Genomic DNA, 17,069 nt, shown 5'->3' with positions numbered 1-17,069 from the left:
GGGCGCCGGTTAACGCGGCGCCTATTTAATACCCTTGCGGAGGAACGGCCTTGAAAGACTTATTGAATTTACTTAAGCAGGGACAGCAAACTGACGAATTCGATTCAATTCGTATCGGTTTGGCGTCGCCAGAGCTGATTCGCTCTTGGTCTTTTGGCGAAGTGAAAAAGCCAGAGACTATTAACTACCGTACCTTTAAGCCCGAGCGCGACGGCTTGTTTTGCGCGAAAATCTTTGGCCCCGTCAAAGATTACGAGTGCCTGTGTGGCAAATATAAGCGCCTGAAGCATCGCGGCGTTATTTGTGAAAAATGCGGCGTTGAAGTGGCGCTGGCCAAAGTGCGCCGCGAGCGTATGGGCCACATCGAGCTGGCTAGCCCCGTTGCCCACATTTGGTTCTTGAAGTCACTGCCAAGCCGCATCGGCTTGCTGCTGGACATGACCCTGCGTGACATCGAGCGGATTCTCTACTTTGAATCTTACGTTGTTACCGACCCCGGTATGACCACCCTGGACAAGGGGCAGCTGCTTAGCGATGAGCAGTACTTCGAGGCCATGGAAGAATTCGGTGATGACTTCACCGCGAAAATGGGTGCCGAGGCGATCATGCACTTGCTCATCGAGCTGGATATGCATGAGGAAATCGAGCGTCTGCGTGAAGAGATTCCCGCAACGAACTCCGAGACAAAAATCAAAAAACTGTCTAAGCGCTTGAAGTTGATCGAAGCGTTGGCAGATTCTGGCAACAAGCCAGAGTGGATGATCCTGCAGGTTCTGCCGGTTCTGCCACCGGATTTGCGTCCGCTGGTACCGCTGGATGGCGGCCGTTTTGCGACCTCTGATCTGAACGATCTGTATCGCCGTGTTATTAACCGTAATAACCGTTTGAAGCGCCTGTTGGACCTGAATGCGCCTGATATTATCGTGCGCAACGAAAAGCGTATGCTGCAGGAGTCTGTTGATGCCCTGCTCGATAACGGTCGTCGCGGTCGCGCTATTACCGGTTCTAACAAGCGTCCGCTGAAATCGCTCGCTGACATGATCAAAGGTAAGCAGGGTCGTTTCCGTCAAAACCTGCTGGGTAAGCGCGTCGACTACTCCGGCCGTTCGGTTATCGTGGTTGGTCCCACCCTGCGTTTGCACCAGTGTGGTCTGCCCAAGAAGATGGCATTGGAGCTGTTCAAGCCGTTTATCTTCGGTAAGTTGGAAGCGCGTGGCTTAGCGACAACGATCAAAGCCGCTAAGAAGATGGTTGAGCGCGAGCCGCCGGAAGTGTGGGATATTCTCGCTGAAGTTATCCGCGAGCACCCCGTGTTGCTGAACCGGGCACCTACCCTTCACCGTTTGGGCATCCAGGCCTTCGAGCCTGTGCTGATCGAAGGTAAAGCGATCCAGCTCCACCCGCTGGTATGTGCCGCTTACAACGCCGACTTCGATGGTGACCAAATGGCGGTACACGTACCGCTGACACTGGAAGCCCAGCTTGAAGCCCGCGCGCTGATGATGTCGACCAATAACATCCTGTCGCCTGCAAATGGTGAGCCGATCATCGTGCCTTCTCAGGACGTGGTATTGGGTCTGTACTGGATGACGCGCGACCGCGTTAATGCCCTCGGTGAGGGTATGGCGTTCTCAAGCCCGCAGGAAGTACAGCGCGCCTACGCCGGTGGCAAGGTGCACCTGCAAGCACGCATTAAGTGCCGTATCAAGCAAGTGAGCTTCGACGAAAACGGCGAGCGCCAGGAAAATCGCAGCATTGTTGATACCACCGTAGGGCGTGTGGTGCTGTGGCGCATCGTTCCCGATGGCTTGCCGTTTGACCTGGTAAACCAGGCAATGGCGAAAAAGGCTATTTCTCGCCTGTTGAATGAGTGTTATCGCCAAGTTGGCTTGAAGGCCACGGTAATTCTCGGTGACCAGTTGATGTACACCGGTTTTGAGTACTCGACTCGTTCGGGCAGCTCAATTGGTGTTAACGATTTCGAAATCCCCGAAGAGAAGGCGAAAATTGTTGCCGCCGCGGACGCCGAAGTCGTTGAGATCGAAAAACAGTACGCCTCAGGTCTGGTAACGCAGGGTGAGAAGTACAACAAGGTTATCGATATCTGGTCTCGCGCCAACGACCTGGTGTCCAAGTCGATGATGGAAGGTCTGTCGAAAGAAAGCGTAATTAACCGCGACGGTGAAGAAGAGCAGCAAGACTCCTTCAACTCGGTATATATCTACGCTGACTCAGGCGCACGGGGTTCGCCGGCGCAGATTCGTCAGCTGGCGGGTATGCGGGGATTGATGGCCAAGCCAGATGGCTCGATCATCGAGACGCCGATTACCGCTAACTTCCGTGAAGGTCTGAACGTACTGCAGTACTTCATCTCGACTCACGGTGCGCGTAAAGGTCTTGCTGATACCGCATTGAAAACAGCGAACTCCGGTTATCTGACTCGCCGCTTGGTGGATGTCGCTCAGGATCTGGTTATCACTGAAGACGACTGTGGTACCGACCACGGTCTGTTGATGACGCCTGTTATTGAAGGTGGCGACATTATCGAAACCCTGGGTGACCGCGTACTTGGCCGTATTGTTGCCAAAGACGTGCTCAAGCCCGGTACAGACGACGTTGCTGTAGAAGCCGGTGTCATGCTCGACGAGAAGGGCGTTATCGAGCTTGAAGAGATGGGTATCGATGAAATCGAAGTTCGCTCGCCCATCACCTGTGACACTAAGCACGGCGTTTGCTCTATGTGCTACGGCCGTGACCTGGCCCGCGGACACCTTGTTAACCGCGGTGAGTCAGTCGGTGTTATTGCGGCGCAGTCGATCGGTGAGCCGGGTACCCAGCTGACCATGCGTACCTTCCACATTGGTGGTGCGGCATCGCGAGCAACCGCTGTCGACAATATTCAAGTTAAGCAGGACGGTAAAGCGCGTCTGCACAACCTGAAATTCGTTGAGCGTGAAGATGGCAACTTGGTTGCGGTAAGCCGCTCCGGTGAGCTGGCAATTACCGATCGCAGCGGCCGTGAGCGCGAGCGCTACAAGCTGCCCTACGGTGCCATCATCAAAGTTGCGGACCGCTCAGAGGTTAGCGCAGGCGATATCGTCGCGACCTGGGACCCACACACCCACCCCATCATTACTGAGGTGGCGGGTATTGTGAAAATGTCCGGTATGGAAGAAGGCATTACCGTTAAGCGTCAAACTGATGAACTCACTGGTCTGAGCAGTATCGCCGTGATGGAGCAGTCTGAGCGCCCAGCAGCGGGTAAAGATATGCGTCCGGCGGTCACCTTGGTCGATGCCAACGGCGAAGAACTGTGTTTGGCGGGTACCAATGTGCCAGCACACTACTTCTTGACTGACCACGCGATTGTCAGCCTTGAGAATGGTGCTGAAGTGAAAGTTGGTGATGTTATTGCCAAGATTCCTCAGGAAAGCTCGAAAACGCGGGACATCACCGGTGGTCTGCCACGGGTTGCCGACCTATTCGAAGCGCGTAAGCCTAAAGAGCCTGCGATTCTTGCTGAGATCAGCGGTACCGTGTCCTTTGGTAAAGAAACCAAGGGCAAGCGTCGCCTGATCATCACCCCAGCTGACGGCAAGCCGCTGGCTGACGGTAGCGATCACTACGAAGTACTGATTCCCAAGTGGCGTCAGCTGACAGTGTTCGAGGGTGAGCAAGTTGAAAAAGGTGAAATTGTTTCGGAAGGTCCGCTGAGCCCTCACGATATTCTGCGCCTGAAGGGTGTGGAAGAGCTGGCGAAGTATATCGTTAACGAGATCCAAGACGTTTACCGTCTCCAGGGCGTTAAAATTAACGATAAACATATCGAAGTCATTAGCCGCCAGATGCTGCGCAAGGTCAACATTATGACCTCGGGCGACTCATCGTTCATTAAGGGCGAGCAGGTTGAATACGTGCGAGTTGCTGAAGAGAACGAGCGCCTCGTTGCGGAAGGCAAAGTGCCTGCCAGCTTTGACCGTGAATTGCTCGGTATTACCAAAGCCTCCTTGGCAACAGAGTCGTTTATTTCTGCGGCATCGTTCCAGGAGACAACCCGTGTACTCACCGAGGCCGCGGTAACTGGCAAGCGCGATTATCTGCGCGGATTGAAAGAAAATGTGGTAGTTGGCCGTCTGATCCCGGCGGGAACAGGTTTGGCATACCATCGCGATCGCAAACTGAAACGCGACGACACCAGCAGTTCTGTGTCGGCGCAGGAAGTAGAAGCGGCGCTGTCGGAAGCACTTAGCGACCAAAGCTAACTATTCCGGCTACTTGACGGGGGCGGGGTGCGTCTTTAGAATTCGCGCTCCGCTTTTTTTATATCGTCGGCGGATGCCGGCGTACGGTCGGTCAGCACATAAGGTGCTGGCCTTTAGTATTTGGAGTCTTATCAATGGCAACGATCAACCAGTTGGTTCGTCAGCCGAGAAAGCGCAAGACTGCTAAGAGTGACGTTCCTGCATTGCAGGCTTGCCCTCAGCGTCGTGGCGTTTGTACTCGTGTTTACACCACTACACCTAAGAAGCCGAACTCGGCGCTTCGTAAAGTGTGTCGTGTACGTTTGACTAACGGTTACGAAGTTTCATCTTACATCGGTGGTGAAGGCCACAACCTGCAGGAGCACAGTGTTGTGCTGATTCGCGGTGGCCGTGTTAAGGATTTGCCGGGTGTGCGTTACCACACTGTTCGCGGCAGCCTGGATACATCAGGTGTTAACGACCGTAAGCAAGGTCGTTCTAAGTACGGAACCAAGCGTCCTAAGTCTTAATTGATCGGACGTTTTTACATAGATTTGAGTAAGGCCAGGTCATCGCAATGGCGATCGTTGCCTGGATTACCCTGAAGAGAGAGTAGTAATCATGCCAAGAAGACGCGTTGCCGCTAAGCGGGAGATCCTGCCAGATCCGAAATTCGGAAATCTTACCCTGGCCAAGTTCATGAACCACGTTATGGTGAGTGGTAAAAAATCGGTTGCAGAGCGCATTGTCTATGGAGCTCTGGACCTGGTGCAGGAGCGTTTAAGCAAAGACCCCATCGAAGTATTCGACGAAGCGCTGGAAAATATTGCGCCAATGGTAGAGGTTAAGTCTCGCCGTGTCGGTGGTGCCACGTATCAGGTGCCGGTAGAAGTACGCCCAAGCCGTCGTACAGCATTGGCCATGCGTTGGTTGGTGGATTACTCACGTGGCCGTGGTGAGAAGTCCATGCGTCAGCGTTTGGCTGGTGAAATTATCGATGCATCTCAGGGCAAGGGCTCTGCAGTTAAGAAGCGTGAAGACGTGCATCGTATGGCTGAGGCTAACAAGGCGTTCTCCCACTTCCGTTTCTAATGATGGATTTGGCTTCAATCTGGGGAGTACATCGTGGCTCGTAAAACACCTATTTCAAGATACCGCAATATCGGTATCTGCGCTCACGTAGACGCCGGTAAGACGACGACTACCGAGCGCGTCCTGTTTTACACGGGGTTGTCTCATAAAATTGGCGAAGTTCATGATGGCGCTGCCACCATGGACTGGATGGAGCAGGAGCAAGAGCGGGGTATCACCATTACCTCGGCCGCGACTACCTGTTTTTGGGCGGGCATGCAGCAGCAGTTCGACCAGCATCGCGTCAACATTATCGATACCCCTGGGCACGTTGACTTTACCATTGAAGTGGAGCGCTCACTCCGCGTCCTTGATGGCGCGGTAGTGGTGCTGTGTGGCTCCTCCGGTGTTCAGCCTCAAACTGAGACTGTGTGGCGTCAGGCAAATAAATATGAAGTGCCGCGCATGGTGTTCGTCAACAAGATGGACCGTGCCGGCGCTGATTTTGAGCGTGTCGTCAGCCAGTTGCGAGAGCGATTGGGTGCGAATGCGGTGCCGATGCAAATGACCATCGGTGCAGAAGAAGATTTCAAAGGGGTTGTTGACCTGGTCAAAATGAAGGCGATCATCTGGAGCGCCGAAGACCAGGGTATGACCTTTACTTACGAAGATATTCCCGCTGATCTGCAAGATCAGTGTGCGGAAATGCGTGAGTACATGGTAGAGGCTGCTGCCGAAGCCAACGAAGAGCTGATGGATAAATACCTCGAGGGCGGTGAGCTGAGCGAGGAAGAAATTAAAGCGGGCATTCGTGCGCGCACATTGGCGAATGAAATTATCCCGGTATTTGGCGGCTCTGCCTTTAAAAACAAAGGCGTTCAAGCTGTGCTGGATGCGGTGATCGAGTACATGCCTTCGCCGGAAGAGGTTAAGGCGATCGAGGGTACGCTTGACGATAAAGCGGAAACCGTCGAAACGCGTGAGGCAGATGACAATGCGCCGTTCGCAGCGCTTGCCTTTAAAATCGCGACTGACCCCTTTGTTGGTACTCTGACCTTTTTCCGGGTTTATTCCGGCAAGTTGGAAAGTGGTACGGCCGTATTTAACTCGGTTAAGGGTAAGAAAGAGCGTGTGGGTCGGATGGTGCAAATGCACTCAAACGACCGTCAAGAAATCAAAGAAGTGCTGGCGGGTGATATCGCTGCCGCTATCGGCTTAAAGGACGTGACGACCGGGGATACGCTTTGCGACCCGGATAACGTGATCGTTCTGGAGCGAATGGAATTTCCTGAGCCGGTTATCTCCGTGGCCGTGGAGCCTCGCTCGAAGGCTGATCAGGAAAAGATGGGCATCGCGCTGGGTAAGCTTGCGCAAGAGGATCCGTCGTTTCGGGTTAAGACGGACGAGGAAACCGGGCAGACGATCATCTCTGGTATGGGCGAGCTGCATCTGGATATTCTTGTTGATCGCATGCGTCGTGAATTCAGTGTTGAGGCGAATATTGGTAAGCCCCAGGTGGCCTACCGCGAAGCCATTCGCAATAACTGTGAAATCGAAGGCAAGTTTGTTCGTCAATCCGGCGGTCGCGGTCAGTACGGTCACGTTTGGGTGCGCTTCGAGCCTGCCGAAGACGCCAATGCCGAAGGTCTCGAATTTGTGAACGAGATCGTCGGTGGTGTGGTGCCGAAGGAGTATATTCCGGCGGTGCAAAAAGGTATTGAAGAGCAGATGCAGAACGGCGTAGTAGCCGGGTATCCGCTATTGGGCCTTAAAGCGACGCTCTACGATGGCTCCTTCCACGATGTCGACTCCAATGAGATGGCGTTTAAAGTGGCAGCGTCGATGGCAACGAAAAAGCTGGCGCAGAGTGGTGGTGCCGTGCTGCTTGAGCCGGTAATGAAGGTTGAAGTGGTAACGCCGGAAGAAAATATGGGTGACGTGGTGGGTGATCTGAATCGCCGTCGCGGCATTATCTTGGGCATGGAAGAAAGCGTATCTGGAAAAGTTGTCAACGCAGAAGTGCCGTTGGCAGAAATGTTTGGCTACGCAACCGATCTGCGCAGTGCGACCCAGGGTCGCGCGACATTCACCATGGAGTTTGAGAAGTACTCCGAGGCACCGAAGAATGTCGCAGACGAAATTATTAGTAAAAACATGGGCTGATTCGCCAAAACTTTAGAACGAGGAAAAAATCGTGGCAAAGGAAAAATTTGAACGTAGTAAGCCCCACGTCAACGTGGGCACCATCGGTCACGTTGACCATGGTAAAACGACTCTGACTGCAGCGCTGACACGCGTTTGTGCAGAAGTCTTCGGCGGAACAGCGGTAGCATTCGACGGTATCGATAATGCGCCTGAAGAGCGTGAGCGTGGTATTACCATCGCTACCTCTCACGTAGAGTACGATTCAGACATTCGTCACTACGCCCACGTCGACTGCCCAGGGCACGCTGACTACGTTAAGAACATGATCACTGGTGCCGCTCAGATGGACGGCGCGATCCTGGTATGTGGTGCGACTGACGGCCCAATGCCTCAGACGCGTGAGCACATCCTGCTGTCTCGTCAGGTTGGTGTTCCCTACATCGTTGTCTTCCTGAATAAAGCCGACCTGCTGGCTGAAGACTGTGGCGGTGTAGGCAGCGAAGAGTACAACGAAATGCTCGAGCTGGTTGAAATGGAACTGCGTGAGCTGCTCGACACTTACGACTTCCCAGGCGACGACACGCCGATCATCGCGGGTTCTGCTCTGATGGCGCTGAACGGCGAAGACGACAACGAGCTGGGCACATCTGCTGTTGCCAAGCTGGTTAAAGCTCTGGATGAGTACATTCCTGAGCCCGAGCGTGCTATCGATCAGCCGTTCCTGATGCCAATCGAAGACGTGTTCTCGATCTCTGGTCGCGGTACCGTAGTAACTGGTCGTATCGAGCGCGGCATCCTGAACACTGGTGACGAAATCGAAATCGTTGGTATCAAAGACACCACCAAGACTACTTGTACTGGTGTTGAAATGTTCCGCAAGCTGCTCGACGAAGGTCGTGCTGGTGAGAACGTTGGTGTTCTGCTGCGTGGTACTAAGCGTGACGAAGTTGAGCGTGGTCAAGTATTGGCTAAGCCTGGTTCAATCACTCCGCACACTCGCTTCGAAGCCGAAGTGTACGTACTGAGCAAAGATGAAGGTGGTCGTCACACGCCATTCTTCAAAGGCTACCGTCCACAGTTCTACTTCCGTACCACAGACGTAACGGGTGCGTGTGAGCTGCCAGAGGGTACAGAAATGGTAATGCCTGGCGACAACGTGAAAATGGACGTGACACTGATTGCGCCTATCGCGATGGAAGAAGGTCTGCGTTTTGCAATCCGTGAAGGTGGCCGTACTGTCGGCGCCGGCGTGGTAGCGAAAATCGTAGAGTAATACTGACGCGCGATGGTATTCGCGCAGCAGTGTGGGAGGGAGGCTTCGGCCTCCCTTTCTGGGTAACAATGGGTGCAACTGGCGCCCTAAAACGCGCGGTAGCGTCTTTAATTGCCTTTGTGTCGAATAGTTGTTGACACGGGGCGGTTAGGTCATTAATATGCCGCTTCTTTTTTCGGGTTGTCTCGGCCAGTTGGCGCCGATAGTGGCTCGAAGGTATTTCGGGATGGGAGTTTGATCAGGTGCAAAATCAACGGATTCGCATTCGTTTAAAAGCTTTTGATCACCGCCTTATCGATGCGTCTACGCAAGAGATCGTAGATACCGCTAAGCGCACTGGCGCGCAGGTTCGGGGTCCAATCCCGCTGCCTACTCGCAAAGAGCGTTACACGGTTCTGGTCTCTCCACATGTAAACAAGGATGCGCGAGATCAGTATGAGATCCGCACCCACAAGCGCATGTTGGATATCGTAGAGCCTACAGAAAAAACTGTAGACGCTTTGATGAAGCTAGATCTGGCGGCTGGTGTAGAAGTTCAAATTAGCCTCGGCTAATTAAAATTTACTGAATATATTCAGACCCGCTCAGGGGCTGGCCCTGGGTTGTGTAACGCGTGAGAGCGCGGCCGTAGAGGGTTAAGCCCCGTACACTGAGAGGTTGGAGCAATGACTATTGGTTTGGTCGGTCGTAAAAGCGGCATGACTCGCGTTTTTACTGACGACGGCGTATCTATTCCGGTAACGGTGATTGAGGTTGAGCCCAATCGCGTTACTCGTGTCAAAGCAGACGATGCTGACGGCTATCGCGCTATTCAAGTGACGGCTGGAGCTCGTAAGGCGTCACGTATTTCAAAAGCTGAAGCTGGGCACTTTGCTAAAGCAGGTGTTGAAGCTGGTCGCGGTCTTTGGGAATTTCGCCTTGAAGAAGGTGATGAGGCTCCAGAGGTTGGTGCTGAGCTGACTGTTGCTGCATTTGAAGCAGGTCAGAAAGTTGATGTTACTGGGCAGTCTAAAGGTAAGGGCTTCCAAGGTGGTGTTAAGCGTTGGAACTTCCATATGCAAGACGCTACTCACGGTAACTCATTGTCGCACCGTGCGCCGGGTTCTATCGGTCAATGTCAGACTCCTGGTCGCGTCTTCAAAGGTAAGAAGATGGCGGGTCACATGGGTGCTGAGCGTGTGACTGTTCAGACGCTGGAAGTTGTACGTGTCGATGCAGAGCGCAACTTGATTTTGATCAAGGGTGCGGTTCCCGGTGCGCCAGGTGGTGACGTGTTTGTACGTCCTGCTGTTAAAGCAAAAAAATCCTAGGGGGCTAAGCAGTGGAACTGAATATTGCGAAACCCGGTAACGGTGCAGCGGCTGGAACTATCCAGGTTTCCGATGTGGCCTTTGCTCGTGAGTTTAATGAAGACCTGGTTCATCAGGTTGTGACTGCCTATTTGGCTGGTGCTCGTCAGGGTACCCGTGCACAGAAAACCCGCTCCGAAGTGAGTGGTGGCGGCAAGAAGCCATGGCGTCAAAAGGGTACTGGCCGCGCGCGTGCTGGTACCATCCGCAGCCCGATTTGGACTGGCGGTGGTGTGACCTTTGCGGCGAAGCCTCAAGATCACAGTCAAAAAGTAAACCGCAAGATGTACCGCGCGGCTCTGCGTTCTATTTTGTCTGAGCTGGCTCGTCAGGAGCGTCTGGTTGTCGTTGAAGAAATGGCACTTGAAGCACCTAAGACCAAGCTGCTTGTTAAGTCGCTGGCTGAGCTGGATGTAAAAGGTGCGTTGATTGTTACTGAAGAAGTAACTGGCAACCTGTACCTGGCGGCGCGCAACCTTCACGACGTTGATGTTCGTGATGTGAACGGTGTCGATCCCGTTAGCTTGATCGGTTACGACAAAGTTGTGGTTACCGTTGCGGCATTGAAAAAGTTTGAGGAGATGTTGGGATGAATCAGGAGCGCATTTACAAAGTATTGCTCGGTCCTCACGTTTCTGAAAAAAGCGCAATGAGTGCTGAAGCGGGCAATCAGGTCGTTTTTCGTGTGCTGCCCAGCGCTACCAAGCTGGAAATCAAAAACGCAGTCGAAAAGCTGTTCAAGGTGGACGTTGTTGACGTGCGGACCGTGAACATGAAAGGCAAAGTTAAGCGTAACCGTTTTGGCCTGAGCAAAAAGCCAAACTGGAAGAAGGCTTATGTAAGCCTGGTGCAGGGTCAAGATATCGACTTTGCAGTCGCTGAATAAGTCTGGAGCTGAGTCAAATGGCAATTGTAAAAAGTAAACCGACCTCTCCCGGACGCCGTCACGTCGTTCGAGTGGTTAATGCAGAGCTGCACAAAGGCGCTCCGCATAAGGCCTTGCTTGAGAGTCAGTCGCGCAATGGTGGTCGTAACAACAACGGGCGTATCACAACTCGCCACGTTGGCGGTGGCCACAAGCAGCACTACCGTATTATCGATTTTAAGCGCAACAAAGATGGCATTCCTGCTGTTGTTGAGCGTTTGGAATATGACCCTAACCGTACTGCGTATATTGCACTGCTTAAGTACGCGGACGGTGAGCGTCGCTATGTGATTGCACCTAAAGGTGTTGCCGCAGGTGATGAAGTGCTCTCAGGTGAGTCAGCACCGATCAAGCCCGGTAACGCGCTGCCGCTGCGTAATATTCCAGTTGGTAGCACAATTCACTGCATCGAGATGAAGCCTGGTAAAGGTGCTCAGATCGCTCGTAGTGCGGGTGCATCAGTGCAGTTGGTTGCACGTGAAGGCCAATATGCCACTGTGCGTTTGCGCAGCGGCGAAATGCGCAAGATTCTTGCTGAGTGCCGCGCCACATTGGGCGAGGTGTCAAACAGCGAGCACAGCCTGCGTAAGTTGGGTAAAGCCGGTGCGGCGCGTTGGCGTGGTGTTCGTCCTACCGTTCGCGGTGTGGCTATGAACCCCGTTGATCACCCACATGGTGGTGGTGAAGGTCGTACCTCTGGTGGTCGTCATCCTGTAACTCCTTGGGGTGTTCCGACTAAAGGGTATAAGACCCGTAAAAATAAGCGTACAGATAAGCTGATTGTGCGTGATCGCAGAAAATAAGCGCAGTCAGAGTAAAGAGGATTAGCTTGTGCCACGTTCATTGAAGAAAGGACCGTTTATCGATCTTCATCTTTTGAAGAAGGTAGAGACAGCGGTTGAGAAAAACGATCGTCGTCCGATCAAGACCTGGTCGCGTCGTTCTATGATTCTCCCCGAGATGGTTGGTTTAACCATCGCGGTACACAACGGTCGTCAACATGTTCCGGTGATGGTTACCGAGGATATGGTTGGGCACAAATTGGGTGAATTCGCCGCGACTCGCACCTACAAGGGGCACGTGGCTGATAAAAAGGCCAAGCGTTAAGCTTGGGCTGGGAGAGGCATAAACGATGGAAGTAGCGGCACGTTTAAAAGGCGCACGTATCTCCGCCCAAAAGGCCCGTTTGGTTGCTGACCAGATTCGCGGCAAGGGTGTAGAAGAAGCGCTGGATTTGTTGACGTTTAGCTCCAAAAAGGCAGCCGGCATCATTAAGAAGGTGCTGAACTCTGCAATCGCCAACGCCGAGCACAACGAAGGTGCTGATGTTGATGAGTTGCGAGTTTCGACAATCTTTGTCGACGAGGGTATGACGATGAAGCGTCTGCGCCCCCGTGCAAAAGGCCGGGCCGATCGCATCTTGAAGCGGTCTTGTCATATCACGATTAAAGTAGCCGACGGCGAAGGTTAGTAGGAGAGACCAAATGGGTCAGAAAGTACACCCGACCGGCATCCGGCTCGGAATTGTAAAAGATCACAACTCTGTCTGGTATGCAGGCAGCAAACAGTACGCACAACAGCTGGTGACTGACATCCAAGTTCGCGAGTACTTGGAAGAGAAGTTGGCGCACGCTTCTGTTAGCCGCATTGTGATCGAGCGTCCGGCACAAACCGCACGCATTACTATTCACACTGCACGCCCTGGCATTGTTATTGGCAAAAAGGGTGAAGACGTTGAGAAGCTGCGCAAAGAGCTCAGCAAGCGCATGTCTGTACCCGTGCACATTAACATTGAAGAGGTTCGCAAGCCGGATCTTGATGCGAAGCTGGTTGCACAGAATGTTGCACAGCAGCTTGAGCGCCGCGTTATGTTCCGTCGCGCGATGAAGCGTGTGGTACAGAATGCAATGCGCCAAGGCGCGGAAGGCATCAAAGTACAAGTTAGTGGCCGTGTTGGTGGTGCTGAGATCGCACGTACTGAGTGGTACCGGGAAGGTCGTGTACCTCTCCACACTCTGCGCGCAGATATCGACTACGCCACATACGAGGCAGCGACTACTTACGGCATCATCGGTGTCAAGGTCTGGATCTTCAAGGGTGAAATCCTGGGGAACAGAAACGAAGCAGTCGAAGCCAAGGCTAAGAAAGGTTCAGAGTAAGGGTTACGCACATGTTACAGCCGAAGCGCACAAAGTTTCGCAAGGTACAGAAGGGCCGCAATCGCGGTCTGGCAGAACGCGGCAGCCGGGTCAGCTTTGGTGATTTCGGCCTGAAAGCAGTCGGACGCGGTCGTATCACCGCTCGCCAGATCGAGGCAGCTCGTCGTGCCATGACTCGTCACATTAAACGTGGCGGTAAAATCTGGATCCGCGTTTTCCCGGATAAACCAATTACTGAGAAGCCTCTCGAGGTTCGTCAAGGTAAAGGTAAGGGTAACGTTGAATATTGGGTTGCCCAAATTCAACCCGGTAAAGTGCTGTATGAAGTTGAAGGTGTGCCCGAAGAGTTGGCGCGTGAAGCCTTTGCACTGGCAGCAGCTAAGATTCCGGTAGCAACCCAATTTGTTAAGCGGGTGGTGATGTAATGAACGCTATTGAATTACGCGAAAAGTCAGTAGACGAGCTCAATGCCCAGCTGCTGAAGTTGCTCGAAGAGCAATTCAAGCTGCGCATGCAGAAAAGTACCGGCCAGTTGGCGCAGACGCATCTGCTGAAGCAGACCCGTCAAGAAATCGCGCGCATTAAGACTGTGCTCCAGGAAAAGGCAGGTAATTAAAATGTCAGAAGCAGCAAAGAGCGCTCGTACCGCCACCGGTAAGGTAGTTAGCGACAAGATGGATAAAACCATCACTGTACTGGTAGAGCGTCGTGTGAAACACCCAATCTACGGTAAGTACTTGACCCGTTCTTCTAAAGTCCACGCTCATGATGAGAATAATGAGTGCAAGACTGGAGACGTGGTAACAGTTTGTGAGACGCGTCCGCTGTCTAAGAGTAAGTCATGGACTTTGCTGCGCGTTGAAGAGACGGCTAAGCAGATTTAATTTGGCCGGCGGCCTGTGTTCAATGGCTTGATGCACAGTTGACTGCTTTGGAGTAAGAAATGATTCAAACAGAAAGCTATTTGGAAGTTGCAGATAACAGTGGCGCGCGTCGCGTTATGTGCATCAAAGTGCTTGGCGGCTCACACCGTCGTTACGCTCGTGTCGGCGATCTGATCAAAGTCACTGTCAAAGAGGCAATTCCTCGCGGCAAAGTGAAAAAAGGTCAGGTAATGACAGCGGTCGTAGTTCGCACCAAGAAAGGCGTTCGTCGCGGCGATGGTTCGCTGATTAAGTTCGACGACAATGCAGCAGTACTGCTGAACGCCAGTTTGGCTCCTATCGGCACTCGTATTTTTGGGCCGGTGACGCGAGAGCTGCGTGGTGAGAAGTTCATGAAGATTATCTCTCTGGCACCTGAAGTACTGTAATTGGTTCGCTGAAGAGAAGACTGAGGTCAGCATAATGCGCAAGATTAAACGTGAAGACGAAGTTATCGTCTTAACCGGTAAAGACAAAGGCAAGCGCGGCAAGGTACAGAAAGTACTGGACGAAAATCGCGTGCTGGTCTCCGGCATCAATATGATCAAGAAGCACCAACGTCCAAACCCCCAGCTGGGTGTGGCCGGCGGTATCGTTGAGAAAGAGGCGCCTATCCAGGTGTCGAACGTCGCGATTTATAATCCGTCTTCGAATAAAGCGGATCGGGTGGGCTTCAAAGTTGCTGAAGATGGCACTAAGACCCGCGTATTTAAATCCAGCGGCGAAGCGATCGACGCGTAGGGGTTATTAGAAAATGGCACGATTAAGCGAACTGTATAACAACGAGTTGCGCGCCAAGCTTATTGAAGAGCTGGGTCTCGCTAACGCGATGGAAGTTCCCCGTATTACCAAGATCACTCTGAACATGGGTGTGGGTGAAGCTGCGGGCGACAAGAAAGTATTGGAAGCTGCTCTGGCTGACCTTGAGAAAATCAGCGGTCAAAAGCCTGTGGTAACCAAAGCGCGTAAATCAATTGCGGGCTTTAAAATTCGTGACGGTTGGCCGATTGGCTGTAAAGTCACGCTGCGCCGTGAGCGCATGTATGAATTTCTGGATCGCTTGATCTCTGTTGCTATCCCACGTGTACGTGACTTCCGTGGTATCAGCCCTAAGTCATTTGACGGTCGCGGTAACTTTGCGATGGGTGTGACTGAGCAGATCATTTTCCCGGAAATTGATTACGATAAAGTCGATACCCTACGTGGCTTGGATATTACTATCACCACGTCAGCGCGTAACGATGATGAAGGTCGAGCGTTGTTGAAAGCGTTCAACTTCCCGTTCAAAGCTTAAGGGGTTAGGGATATGGCAAAGCAGTCAATGAAAGCGCGCGAAGTAAAACGTGCTCGCGCAGTCGCCAAATACGCCGCTAAGCGCGCTGAACTTAAGGCTATTATCGCCAGCGTTGACGCAAGCGATGAAGAAAAGTGGGACGCCCAGGTTAAGCTGCAGAAGCTGCCGCGTGATGCGAGCCCTGTTCGTCAGCGCCGTCGTTGCCAGGTAACTGGTCGCCCTCACGGTGTTTACCGCAAGTTCGGCCTGTGCCGTAACCAACTGCGCCAAGCTGCGATGCGTGGCGATGTGCCTGGTCTGGTTAAGGCCAGCTGGTAAGATTGAGAATTTTGCTGTCGCGCGATAACGCGGCGATAAATGGGAGCAAAACATGAGCATGCAAGATCCTTTAGCGGATATGCTGACCCGCATCCGCAACGCTCAGATGGCTGGGAAGACTGAGGTTCAAATGCCTTCTTCTAAGCTGAAAAAGGCGGTAGCCAATGTACTTGAGCAGGAAGGCTACATCGCCGGTTCTCGTGTAGACGATAACGCTGGTAAAGCCACTCTGAGCATCGAGCTGAAGTATTTTCAAGGTAAACCGGTTATCGCTGAAATTCAGCGTGTTAGCCGCCCAGGTCTGCGCGCTTATGCGGGTAAAGAAGATCTTCCGGAAGTACGTGCCGGACTGGGTATTGCCATTGTCTCCACCAGCCGTGGTGTGATGACAGACCGCGCTGCACGTGCAGCGGGTGTTGGTGGCGAAGTGCTCTGCACTGTTTTCTAAATCGACGGTTAGAAGAGTTTTCTAAAATGTCCAGAGTAGCGAAAAGTCCAGTGGCTCTCCCAAAAGGGGTTGAAGTCACACTCGGCGCCGACAGCATTGCGGTTAAAGGCAAGAATGGCAACATGTCCATGCCGCTGCACGAGTCCGTCGAAGTTAAACAAGAAGATGGTCAGCTTGTATTTGCTGCCCGTGAAGGTGCAAAAAATGGTTGGGCAATGGCGGGAACCACTCGCGCCTTGGCCAACAACATGGTGATCGGCGTCAGCGAAGGTTTTCAGCGTAAGTTGATCCTGAACGGTGTTGGTTATCGTGCGAAAGCAAGCGGTAAGTCTGTCAATTTGGTGCTGGGTTTCTCCCACCCCATTGACTACGATTTGCCCGAAGGGGTTAAAGCAGAAACTCCCTCTCAGACGGAAATTGTTCTGACAGGTAGTGATAAGCAGGTTCTCGGCAAGGTTGCCGCGGAAATCCGCGCCTTCCGTCCGCCCGAGCCCTATAAAGGTAAAGGTGTTCGCTACGAAGACGAAGTTGTTCGTCGTAAAGAAGCGAAGAAAAAGTAAAGGCTAGCATATGAGCGATAAGAAAGTTTCAAGATTACGTCGTGCACGCCGAGCTCGCGCTAAAATGCGCGAACTGCGAGCGGTTCGTCTGTGCATTCATCGCACTCCGCGCCATATGTATGCGCAACTGATTGCAGCAGAAGGTGATCGCGTTCTTGCCAGTGCTTCAACACTGGACAAAGAGTTGCGTAGCGCATCAAGTGGCAATATCGGTGCAGCGGCTGGCGTTGGCAAGCTGATTGCAGACCGTGCTAAGGCTGCGGGTGTAACAAAGGTCGCTTTTGATCGCAGTGGATTCCGTTTCCACGGTCGAGTCAAGGCGCTGGCAGATGCTGCCCGTGAAGGCGGATTGGAATTCTAAGG

Annotated in this window: 23 protein-coding genes; all 23 read left to right on the top strand. The window is 52.9% G+C overall.

Features of this window, described 5'->3' with window-relative positions:
• Positions 1–50 precede the first annotated feature (50 nt).
• The 23 genes from rpoC (at position 51) to rplR (ending at position 17,067) form a co-directional block, all read left to right on the top strand.
• Positions 51–4,262 carry a DNA-directed RNA polymerase subunit beta' gene (rpoC, locus tag AC2Q8J_RS08210; protein ID WP_204997529.1) on the top strand — a complete coding sequence of 1,404 codons (4,212 nt, stop codon included), beginning with the start codon at positions 51–53 and terminating at the stop codon, positions 4,260–4,262.
• A 134-nt stretch (positions 4,263–4,396) separates the two neighbouring features.
• Entirely contained in the window at positions 4,397–4,771 is a 375-nt protein-coding gene (rpsL, locus tag AC2Q8J_RS08205) for a 30S ribosomal protein S12 (protein ID WP_027875074.1), read from the top strand.
• 91 nt (positions 4,772–4,862) lie between these two features.
• Complete coding sequence (gene rpsG / locus AC2Q8J_RS08200) at positions 4,863–5,333, top strand: 30S ribosomal protein S7 (RefSeq protein ID WP_027875075.1); 471 nt, start codon at positions 4,863–4,865, stop codon at positions 5,331–5,333.
• A gap of 33 nt (positions 5,334–5,366) precedes the next feature.
• Positions 5,367–7,475 (top strand): elongation factor G, encoded by a 2,109-nt coding sequence (fusA, locus tag AC2Q8J_RS08195; protein WP_486452601.1) that lies wholly within the window; start codon positions 5,367–5,369, stop codon positions 7,473–7,475.
• Between the two features lie 31 nt (positions 7,476–7,506).
• On the top strand, positions 7,507–8,730 hold the full coding sequence (gene tuf / locus AC2Q8J_RS08190; protein WP_486452600.1) for an elongation factor Tu: 1,224 nt from the start codon (positions 7,507–7,509) through the stop codon (positions 8,728–8,730).
• A 242-nt stretch (positions 8,731–8,972) separates the two neighbouring features.
• The gene (gene rpsJ, locus AC2Q8J_RS08185; protein WP_022960525.1) at positions 8,973–9,284 is read left to right on the top strand and encodes a 30S ribosomal protein S10; all 312 of its coding nucleotides are present in this window, start codon (positions 8,973–8,975) and stop codon (positions 9,282–9,284) included.
• A 111-nt stretch (positions 9,285–9,395) separates the two neighbouring features.
• Positions 9,396–10,040 carry a 50S ribosomal protein L3 gene (rplC, locus tag AC2Q8J_RS08180; RefSeq protein WP_204995041.1) on the top strand — a complete coding sequence of 215 codons (645 nt, stop codon included), beginning with the start codon at positions 9,396–9,398 and terminating at the stop codon, positions 10,038–10,040.
• An 11-nt stretch (positions 10,041–10,051) separates the two neighbouring features.
• The gene (gene rplD, locus AC2Q8J_RS08175; RefSeq protein ID WP_027874864.1) at positions 10,052–10,672 is read left to right on the top strand and encodes a 50S ribosomal protein L4; all 621 of its coding nucleotides are present in this window, start codon (positions 10,052–10,054) and stop codon (positions 10,670–10,672) included.
• Entirely contained in the window at positions 10,669–10,965 is a 297-nt protein-coding gene (rplW, locus tag AC2Q8J_RS08170) for a 50S ribosomal protein L23 (protein WP_027874865.1), read from the top strand. Before rplD ends, rplW begins: the two co-directional genes overlap by 4 nt.
• Positions 10,966–10,982: 17 nt before the next feature.
• Positions 10,983–11,807 (top strand): 50S ribosomal protein L2, encoded by an 825-nt coding sequence (rplB, locus tag AC2Q8J_RS08165; protein WP_204995042.1) that lies wholly within the window; start codon positions 10,983–10,985, stop codon positions 11,805–11,807.
• A 28-nt stretch (positions 11,808–11,835) separates the two neighbouring features.
• Positions 11,836–12,111 (top strand): 30S ribosomal protein S19, encoded by a 276-nt coding sequence (gene rpsS / locus AC2Q8J_RS08160; RefSeq protein WP_027874867.1) that lies wholly within the window; start codon positions 11,836–11,838, stop codon positions 12,109–12,111.
• 25 nt (positions 12,112–12,136) lie between these two features.
• Positions 12,137–12,475 carry a 50S ribosomal protein L22 gene (gene rplV, locus AC2Q8J_RS08155; RefSeq protein ID WP_027874868.1) on the top strand — a complete coding sequence of 113 codons (339 nt, stop codon included), beginning with the start codon at positions 12,137–12,139 and terminating at the stop codon, positions 12,473–12,475.
• 13 nt (positions 12,476–12,488) lie between these two features.
• A complete protein-coding gene (rpsC, locus tag AC2Q8J_RS08150; RefSeq protein ID WP_027874869.1) occupies positions 12,489–13,163 on the top strand; it encodes a 30S ribosomal protein S3 in 675 nt (224 codons plus the stop codon).
• An 11-nt stretch (positions 13,164–13,174) separates the two neighbouring features.
• On the top strand, positions 13,175–13,588 hold the full coding sequence (gene rplP, locus AC2Q8J_RS08145) for a 50S ribosomal protein L16 (protein WP_027874870.1): 414 nt from the start codon (positions 13,175–13,177) through the stop codon (positions 13,586–13,588).
• Positions 13,588–13,779, top strand: a complete 192-nt coding sequence (gene rpmC, locus AC2Q8J_RS08140) for a 50S ribosomal protein L29 (protein ID WP_027874871.1) — start codon at positions 13,588–13,590, stop codon at positions 13,777–13,779. The genes rplP and rpmC overlap by 1 nt, the downstream gene beginning before the upstream one ends.
• A gap of 1 nt (position 13,780) precedes the next feature.
• Positions 13,781–14,047: a 30S ribosomal protein S17 gene (gene rpsQ / locus AC2Q8J_RS08135; RefSeq protein WP_027874872.1), complete on the top strand. Its 267-nt coding sequence runs from the start codon at positions 13,781–13,783 to the stop codon at positions 14,045–14,047.
• Positions 14,048–14,106: 59 nt separating this feature from the next.
• On the top strand, positions 14,107–14,475 hold the full coding sequence (rplN, locus tag AC2Q8J_RS08130) for a 50S ribosomal protein L14 (protein ID WP_027874873.1): 369 nt from the start codon (positions 14,107–14,109) through the stop codon (positions 14,473–14,475).
• Positions 14,476–14,509: 34 nt separating this feature from the next.
• The gene (gene rplX / locus AC2Q8J_RS08125) at positions 14,510–14,827 is read left to right on the top strand and encodes a 50S ribosomal protein L24 (protein WP_027874874.1); all 318 of its coding nucleotides are present in this window, start codon (positions 14,510–14,512) and stop codon (positions 14,825–14,827) included.
• A 13-nt stretch (positions 14,828–14,840) separates the two neighbouring features.
• Positions 14,841–15,380 carry a 50S ribosomal protein L5 gene (rplE, locus tag AC2Q8J_RS08120; RefSeq protein WP_027874875.1) on the top strand — a complete coding sequence of 180 codons (540 nt, stop codon included), beginning with the start codon at positions 14,841–14,843 and terminating at the stop codon, positions 15,378–15,380.
• 12 nt (positions 15,381–15,392) lie between these two features.
• Entirely contained in the window at positions 15,393–15,698 is a 306-nt protein-coding gene (gene rpsN, locus AC2Q8J_RS08115; protein ID WP_027874876.1) for a 30S ribosomal protein S14, read from the top strand.
• A 52-nt stretch (positions 15,699–15,750) separates the two neighbouring features.
• On the top strand, positions 15,751–16,146 hold the full coding sequence (rpsH, locus tag AC2Q8J_RS08110; RefSeq protein WP_027874877.1) for a 30S ribosomal protein S8: 396 nt from the start codon (positions 15,751–15,753) through the stop codon (positions 16,144–16,146).
• 26 nt (positions 16,147–16,172) lie between these two features.
• A complete protein-coding gene (rplF, locus tag AC2Q8J_RS08105; protein ID WP_027874878.1) occupies positions 16,173–16,706 on the top strand; it encodes a 50S ribosomal protein L6 in 534 nt (177 codons plus the stop codon).
• A 10-nt stretch (positions 16,707–16,716) separates the two neighbouring features.
• A complete protein-coding gene (rplR, locus tag AC2Q8J_RS08100) occupies positions 16,717–17,067 on the top strand; it encodes a 50S ribosomal protein L18 (protein WP_027874879.1) in 351 nt (116 codons plus the stop codon).
• Positions 17,068–17,069: the final 2 nt, after the last annotated feature.

The organism is Spongiibacter sp. C9W (assembly GCF_057370015.1).
This window is presented reverse-complemented; position numbering and strand designations above follow the sequence as displayed.

Coding starts and splice junctions, on each gene's coding strand:
- rpsL (WP_027875074.1), top strand. CDS start 4,397: ATGGCAACGATCAACCAGTTGGTTCGTCAGCCGAGAAAGCGCAAGACT.
- rpsG (WP_027875075.1), top strand. CDS start 4,863: ATGCCAAGAAGACGCGTTGCCGCTAAGCGGGAGATCCTGCCAGATCCG.
- rplC (WP_204995041.1), top strand. CDS start 9,396: ATGACTATTGGTTTGGTCGGTCGTAAAAGCGGCATGACTCGCGTTTTT.
- rplW (WP_027874865.1), top strand. CDS start 10,669: ATGAATCAGGAGCGCATTTACAAAGTATTGCTCGGTCCTCACGTTTCT.
- rplB (WP_204995042.1), top strand. CDS start 10,983: ATGGCAATTGTAAAAAGTAAACCGACCTCTCCCGGACGCCGTCACGTC.
- rplV (WP_027874868.1), top strand. CDS start 12,137: ATGGAAGTAGCGGCACGTTTAAAAGGCGCACGTATCTCCGCCCAAAAG.
- rpsC (WP_027874869.1), top strand. CDS start 12,489: ATGGGTCAGAAAGTACACCCGACCGGCATCCGGCTCGGAATTGTAAAA.
- rplP (WP_027874870.1), top strand. CDS start 13,175: ATGTTACAGCCGAAGCGCACAAAGTTTCGCAAGGTACAGAAGGGCCGC.
- rpmC (WP_027874871.1), top strand. CDS start 13,588: ATGAACGCTATTGAATTACGCGAAAAGTCAGTAGACGAGCTCAATGCC.
- rpsQ (WP_027874872.1), top strand. CDS start 13,781: ATGTCAGAAGCAGCAAAGAGCGCTCGTACCGCCACCGGTAAGGTAGTT.
- rplN (WP_027874873.1), top strand. CDS start 14,107: ATGATTCAAACAGAAAGCTATTTGGAAGTTGCAGATAACAGTGGCGCG.
- rplX (WP_027874874.1), top strand. CDS start 14,510: ATGCGCAAGATTAAACGTGAAGACGAAGTTATCGTCTTAACCGGTAAA.
- rplE (WP_027874875.1), top strand. CDS start 14,841: ATGGCACGATTAAGCGAACTGTATAACAACGAGTTGCGCGCCAAGCTT.
- rpsN (WP_027874876.1), top strand. CDS start 15,393: ATGGCAAAGCAGTCAATGAAAGCGCGCGAAGTAAAACGTGCTCGCGCA.
- rpsH (WP_027874877.1), top strand. CDS start 15,751: ATGAGCATGCAAGATCCTTTAGCGGATATGCTGACCCGCATCCGCAAC.
- rplF (WP_027874878.1), top strand. CDS start 16,173: ATGTCCAGAGTAGCGAAAAGTCCAGTGGCTCTCCCAAAAGGGGTTGAA.
- rplR (WP_027874879.1), top strand. CDS start 16,717: ATGAGCGATAAGAAAGTTTCAAGATTACGTCGTGCACGCCGAGCTCGC.